Here is a 3,998-nt window from a genome sequence, read left to right as displayed (position 1 = left end):
AGTCCGGTAATGATGGCGAAGAGGCCACACCCGTTCCCATTCCGAACACGGAAGTTAAGCTCTTCAGCGCCGATGGTAGTTGGGGCTCACGCCCCTGTGAGAGTAGGACGTTGCCGGGCAAGCGAAAACCAGTTCAAAACTGAACTGGTTTTTTTGTGCTTTTCAATCTCGAAAGAGATGTCTTTTTTCTTAAAAAAGGTAAAGGATACACCTCTGACTGGCAGCAGGCATCTCCGATTGGGGAGAAGCAAGGAGGTCAAGGAGGCAAGTGAGGGAAGCACGGAATGTATGATGTACATGAGTACTGAGCGAGCGAAGCCGACGCCGAGATCCGCCGCTTATCGCCGGTCGGGTTCCGAACACGGAAGGTAAGCTCGCGCGCCGATGGTAGTTGGGGCTCACGCCCCTGTGAGAGTAGGACGTTGCCGGGCAAGCAGAAACCAGTTCAGTATTGAACTGGTTTTTTTGTGCTTTCATCTCGAAAGAGATGTCTTTTTTGAAAGGTGTATAAGAAGTCCACCTCGATTGCCAGTCGGCATTCGGACACAGAAGGTGAGTTCTCGCGCCATGGTTTTGGGCCGCGTGTCCTCTGTGAGAGTAGGGTGTTGTTGGCAAGTAGAAACCAGTTCAGTTACGGACTGGTTTTTTGCTATATGTTCATCTTTAATGAAAGGAAGTTTAAAACGCTTATTAGCTATTATGTCAGTTGAATGGTTTTTAGAGTTTTAAATAGACCATTCTCCTTTTTGCTTAATGTTGTTCTCCGATAGTAGTAAGTGACTCAATTTGTAGAAATTGGTATTGTTAGAATAAATCGAAATCTTAAGGGGGCTAAAATGATATACCGGAAAGCAACGATGAACGATGTAGCCAAGTTGATGGAGTTAAGAAAACGTCAGTTAATAGATGAAGGAATAGAGCCTTCCATTAATATGGACGGTGAACTGAGAGCGTTCTTTGAATGTAAGCTTAGTGAGGGGGCATTGATTCAATGGCTTGTGGAGAATCAGGGTGAGGTAGTAGCTTGCGGTGCCGTGCTGTTTTATGAATTTCCGCCTAGTTATATGAATAAGACTGGAAAGAAGGCTTATATCACCAATATGTTTACGGATGAAAATTATCGCGGCAGGGGCATTGCGAAAGAGTTGTTGACAAAACTTATTGAGGAGGTTCGGGCTGCGGGAATATCAAAAATTTGGCTGGGAGCTTCAGAAATGGGGAGACCTGTATATCGAAAATTTGGTTTTACGGAAAGCGATGAGTATTTAGAAATGGACTTGGCGAAAGGGGTGGTGAAATGAATATTAGATTATTAAATGCCGGTGAAAAGCTCCCTATGGAACTGCTTTTGTTAGCTGATCCATCTCAGTCCATGGTGGAGGCATATATAGATAAAGGAGAATGCTTCGTAGCTGAAGAGGATAATCGAGTCATTGGGGTATATGTCCTTATTTCTAAAGGGCTGGGAACGTCGGAAATTGTTAACTTGGCGGTGGATGAAGAACATCAAGGTAAAGGTACTGGGAGAGCATTGTTGAGGGATGCGATTCAAACAGCCAAAAAACAAGGATATAAAACGATTGAAATAGGCACGGGCAATTCAAGTATCGGCCAACTGGCTCTCTATCAAAAATGCGGCTTTAGGATGACGAGCATTGATCGAGATTTTTTCATTAGGCATTATGAAGAGAAAATTTATGAGAATGGAATTCAATGCATGGATATGGTGAGGCTATCTCAAGATTTATAACTGGGGAAACAAGGAAAACCATCCTCTTATCTCGAATTCATTATCGATAGAGAATGGAGGAGAATTATGGTGGCTGAACAGATTAAACAAAATAAGCGAGGCTGGAATGCGGTGGCTCATCACTTTCATGGAGTGGATGCGCTTCCTCGTTATGGCCCGTTTGCTCAGGAGGAAGAGGAGCTAGGCTTATTCGGAGAAGTGAGAGATAAAAAAGTTCTTGAAATCGGCTGTGGCAGTGGCCATTCCTTGCGTTATTTGCGTGAAAAGGGAGCAAGTGAACTGTGGGGAGTGGATTTGTCTGACGAGCAAATAAAAGCGGCAAAAGAATTGCTGCAGGAAGCGGAGGCAAAGCTTTTTTGTGCTCCGATGGAGGAGGAAATCGGTCTGCCGAAGGGATATTTCGATTATGTCTATTCCATCTATGCGATTGGTTGGACAATGGACTTGTCGGCTACCTTTAAGCTGATACATTCCTATTTGAAAAAGGGTGGTGTTTTTATCTTCAGCTGGGATCATCCTGTGTATGCTCATTTGAAAAGTAAAAATGGTCGCATCTATCTCGATGATTCTTATCTAAGGGAAGAGATTCAAATATATGAAAAATTCAAGGGAGAAGATGCCTCTCTTTTTATCCGGAATAGAATGTTCAGCACGTACATAAATGAGTTAATCCATGCAGGATTTGCGATTGACAAGGTAATTGAAAGTGACGTATCAACGGACTATGATTCCGTGGAAGAGAAAGATCCAGATCGTTATTATTCTTTATATAAAGCCAGGCGATTCCCGGCTACGATGATGATTAGGGCCTTAAAGAAATAATGTTGTTTATGGAGGGATAAGATGGACCTTGTTCATCCGATTGCCGTTGGGAATACTGCTGCCATCTATCGACTGAATGATAAAGTTGTTAAAGTATTTAAAGAAGGCTTTCTGGAAAATGTGTCAGTTCATGAAGCGAAGAAACAAGCATTTGCCTATGAGCGCGGTCTTGATGTTCCTGAAATTATGGAGGTAACAGAAATCAATGGCAGGCAGGTAATCATCATGGAATACATAGAAGGGGTGACAATAGGTGAACGATTATTAAGGGACATGGGGCAGGCGGATTATTTTATCGACATTTGTGTTCATGTACAGCAAACTATCCACCAAACTTCCATACAAGAAACGTCTATTGAATGGATGACGGATAAGTTGTCTCGTCAAATCAAAACAAGTAAATATCTCTCTGAAACCATGAAGGCATTATTGTTAAGAGGACTGACCTCTGTTGAATTTGAATCAAGGCTATGCCACGGTGATTTCCATCCCTTTAATGTAATAATGAATAATGGAAGACTGACCATCATAGATTGGGCGGATTCTAGTCTGGGTGACATTAGGGCAGATATCTATCGCACATTTCTGCTGCTGTCTCAGTCATCATCCGACATAGCCCAAAAATATTTATGTACCTATTGCCTTCGAACAGGTTTATCACAGGAGGAGATCTTCCAATGGGCACCTTTTGTTGCTAGTGCAAGATTATCAGAGGAGATTCCGTTCGAGGAGAAAAAGTCACTTAGGAAGATAATCGATACTTTCATCTAATGTTCAAAGGGTTCCGAGTGTCTCGGAACCTTATAAACGCTCTGCGATTCACTATTCAATCGATTGATTAGTTGAAATGATTCGCGTCATTCCAACAGTCCTGTGCTGCAATATAAGAAAATGGCATAGCTGAATATAACTCCCTGATAAGGAGGGAGTATCGTCGAACTTGCTTTCCTTTCCAATCACCAATGGATGAGGACTCTCAAAGTTACTCCTGAACATACTACTTTCCTCATATTCAGCATCCCGATTTGTTTAATCTATCGCGTGCTTCCTATAAGTTATGTAAGGGTACTATTGAAAACTTAGAATAATAGAAAAGTGCATCTTGGATATAAATAACAGTTTCATTTTACGAGAAATGGTGGTATATTAATTGAGCTGATTGATTAAGCAGCACTGATAGAAGAATGAATTTAAACTTATTTTTAAAAAATGGTTGCATTCATTAAAAATATCAGGTATTATATAAAAGTTGCTTCTGAAAAACGAGTTAAAACTTTTTTAAAAAAGTACTTGCTTTTAAGAAGTAAACACAGTATAATAAATAAGGTCGCTGAGGTGACCGAAACAGATTGTTCTTTGAAAACTAAACAAAACGAAACGCTAAGCAAGTCTTAAACAAGAGAGTTTAACTCTCGTCAATGTTTTA

Annotated in this window: 4 protein-coding genes and 1 rRNA gene; all 5 read left to right on the top strand. The window is 41.2% G+C overall.

Going from position 1 to position 3,998, the window contains the following annotated elements:
* Positions 1-2 precede the first annotated feature (2 nt).
* The 5 genes from rrf (at position 3) to CYL18_RS18800 (ending at position 3,343) form a co-directional block, all read left to right on the top strand.
* Positions 3-119 (top strand): 5S ribosomal RNA (gene rrf, locus CYL18_RS18820).
* Positions 120-836: 717 nt separating this feature from the next.
* The gene (locus CYL18_RS18815; RefSeq protein WP_104851000.1) at positions 837-1,301 is read left to right on the top strand and encodes a GNAT family N-acetyltransferase; all 465 of its coding nucleotides are present in this window, start codon (positions 837-839) and stop codon (positions 1,299-1,301) included.
* Positions 1,298-1,750: a GNAT family N-acetyltransferase gene (locus CYL18_RS18810; protein WP_104850999.1), complete on the top strand. Its 453-nt coding sequence runs from the start codon at positions 1,298-1,300 to the stop codon at positions 1,748-1,750. The genes CYL18_RS18815 and CYL18_RS18810 overlap by 4 nt, the downstream gene beginning before the upstream one ends.
* Positions 1,751-1,813: 63 nt before the next feature.
* Positions 1,814-2,572: a class I SAM-dependent methyltransferase gene (locus tag CYL18_RS18805; protein WP_407984665.1), complete on the top strand. Its 759-nt coding sequence runs from the start codon at positions 1,814-1,816 to the stop codon at positions 2,570-2,572.
* 21 nt (positions 2,573-2,593) lie between these two features.
* Positions 2,594-3,343: a phosphotransferase family protein gene (locus CYL18_RS18800; protein ID WP_104850997.1), complete on the top strand. Its 750-nt coding sequence runs from the start codon at positions 2,594-2,596 to the stop codon at positions 3,341-3,343.
* Positions 3,344-3,998: the final 655 nt, after the last annotated feature.

It is taken from the genome of Pradoshia eiseniae (assembly GCF_002946355.1).
Taxonomy (GTDB): domain Bacteria; phylum Bacillota; class Bacilli; order Bacillales; family Pradoshiaceae; genus Pradoshia; species Pradoshia eiseniae.
The sequence above is the reverse complement of the archived record's forward strand: the minus strand, read 5'-3'. Positions and strand labels throughout refer to the sequence as shown.